This window comes from Patulibacter medicamentivorans (genome assembly GCF_000240225.1).
Taxonomy (GTDB): domain Bacteria; phylum Actinomycetota; class Thermoleophilia; order Solirubrobacterales; family Solirubrobacteraceae; genus Patulibacter; species Patulibacter medicamentivorans.
The window spans coordinates 1-2447 of sequence record NZ_AGUD01000133.1 but is presented as its reverse complement, the minus strand read 5'-3'; the positions used below and the strand labels follow the sequence as shown (position 1 = coordinate 2447).

Genomic DNA, 2447 nt, shown 5'->3' with positions numbered 1-2447 from the left:
ACCCGCCGACCGCCACCGCGGACGTCCAGCCGGACGCGACCCGAGCAGCCGGCGACGGCGCCGATCCCGAGCGGCAGCCCGAGGTCGCCCGACAGCCGGAACCGGAACGGCGCCCGCCGGTCGCTGGTCGGGGCGGCGCGCAGCGACAGCCGTCCCGGGGCCACGCGGGTCGCCGGCGGCGAGCTGGCCGGCACGCCCGACCCGTCCCGCAGCCGGCCGACGCGGACGCGCTGCGGATGATCGCCGACCGGGATGCTGGCGACCTCCTTCTCACTGTCGTAGGAGATCACCGCCACCCGGTCCTTGCCGCTGACCGAGACGTAGCAGTAGGCCCCGTCGCTGCTGTTGGTCGCCCAGTAGGGCTTGTCGCCGACCGGGATCACCGTCGCCCGGAAGTCGCTCCGGTGGACGATCGCCGCGTAGTCGGACATCGTCCCGGCGACGCACAGCTTGGTGCCCTGGGGGTTGATCGCGAGCCCGTGGTGGGCGGAGTCGAGCACGTACTGCTCGCGGCTGAGGGCCTTCGCCTTCGCGCTCAGCGGCAGCGCCGCGACGCGGGTCACGCGCTGCTGCTGCTGGTCGTACTCGACGAACCCGTGCAGGAACGACAGCTGCATGTAGATGTAGCGCTCGCCGGGCGCGATCGCCATCGGGCGGACCGCCGCGCTGGCGCCCTTGATCCCGAACTCGGCCATCTTCTCGTTCATGTAGACGTGCTGCAGGACCTTGAAGGTCTTCGCGTCGATCACCTCGAAGACCCGGTCGCCCTTGGTCGAGTCCTGCAGCGGGTCGTCGAAGTTGGTGAAGACCGAGCCGATGCTGGCGTGGTAGATCCGCTTGCCGTCGGCCGAGTAGTTGCTCTCGTGGGGCTGGTCGCCGGAGGGGATCCGGTGGGTGATCCTCCCGCTGGCGGTGTCGATCACGTCGACGACCTTGGCGGTCGAGGCCGACACCAGCAGCTGGCTGCCGTCCGGCGAGATCGCCATGTGATCGGCGCGGTTGCCGTCGACCTTGGTCCGCCAGACGAGCTCGTGGGTGCGCAGGTCGATCGCGACGACGTCGGCGAGGCTCGGCCGCGAGACGTACACGTAGCGCCCGTCGTGGCTGGTGAACATGTCGTCGACCAGCTGGTCGTGGCCCTCGCCGATCAGGTTGCGGATCAGCAGCGCGTAGTAGACGAGCTGGATCGGGTCGCGCTGGATCTCGGCGATCCGCTCGGCCAGGTCCGGGACGATGTTGATCCGGAACAGCCGCTTGAAGCTCTTCGTGTCGACGACGTCGGCGGTGCCGTCCCAGTTGTTGCCGACGAGCATCACCTCGCGGGTCCCGGGCTGGGCGGGAACGGCCGGCCCCTCGGCGAGGGCGGCGGCGGGCACGGCGGCGGCACCCGCCAGGGTGCACGCGGTCAGCAGCAGGGCCGTGCGTGGTCGACGGAACAGCGACATCTGAGCTCCTCGGGAAGGCGACCGCGCCGACGATCCGCGGACCGCTCGTCGCGCGTCCCGCCAGCGAACGGCGCCAGCCTAGCAGCTGGTTACAGATATGAAACACCGGGTGCCTCGGCGCCACCGCCCGAGAGCCTCCCCGTCGCGCCGACGGCCCCTCCTGGCATGATCGGGCGCGTGTCCTCGTCATCGCCACCGGATCTGCTCGCCCTGGCGCTCGCCGGCGCCGGCTCAGAGGGCGAGGACCCGGTCCGGGATCGGATCCTCGACGCCGCGGTCGAGCAGTTCCAGGCGATCGGCATCCGGCGGGCCAGCGTCGGCGACATCGCGCGCCGCGCCGGCGTCGGGCGGATGACCGTCTACCGCCGCTTCCCGCAGCGCGACGAGCTGATCATGGCGGCGATGCTGCGCGAGGCGCAGCGGGTGCTGACCGGGATCGCGGGGCCGCTGCTGGCGATCGAGGACCCGGTCGAGCAGCTGACCGAGGCGACGGTGCGGGCGGTCCACGCGATCCTCGAGCAGCCGATCCTCAACCGCCTGCGCGAGACCGAGCCCGAGGACATCGGCCTGCGGGTGACCACCGGCAGCGGCCCGCTGATGGCGCTCGGCCGCAGCGTCCTCGCGGCTCTGCTCCGGATCCACGTCGAGGCCGGCCGCCTGCGCGAGCAGGACGTCGACCTGACGGCCGAGGTCCTGGCGCGGTTCGCGATGTCGCTGATCGCGCAGCCGGAGACCCTGATGCCGACCGACGACGACGAGGCGATGCGCGAGTTCGCCCGCCAGCACCTGCTGCCGATCGTCACCGGCCAGGCGCCGCCGGCACAGGCCCCGCGCAAGCGCGCGCGCAAGCGTTGACCGCCCGGCTGCTGCTCGTCCGCCACGGGACCACCGCCGCGGTCCGCGCGGCCGCGTTCCCGCTCGACGAGGGGCTCGATCCGCGCGGCGTCGCCGAGGCGCGGGCGCTGCTGCCGCACCTGGCCCGCGGCGCCACGGCCCGGCGCT

General features: G+C 72.7%; 2 protein-coding genes. One reads left to right on the top strand and one right to left on the bottom strand.

Annotated features, from left to right (window positions below; genetic code table 11):
* On the bottom strand, positions 1-1445 hold a 1445-nt coding region (locus PAI11_RS10065; protein WP_086000334.1), incomplete at its 3' end, for a YncE family protein.
* A gap of 177 nt (positions 1446-1622) precedes the next feature.
* Between PAI11_RS10065 and PAI11_RS10060 the strand changes: the two genes are divergently transcribed.
* Complete coding sequence (locus PAI11_RS10060; RefSeq protein ID WP_170320711.1) at positions 1623-2300, top strand: TetR/AcrR family transcriptional regulator; 678 nt, start codon at positions 1623-1625, stop codon at positions 2298-2300.
* Positions 2301-2447 lie beyond the last annotated feature (147 nt).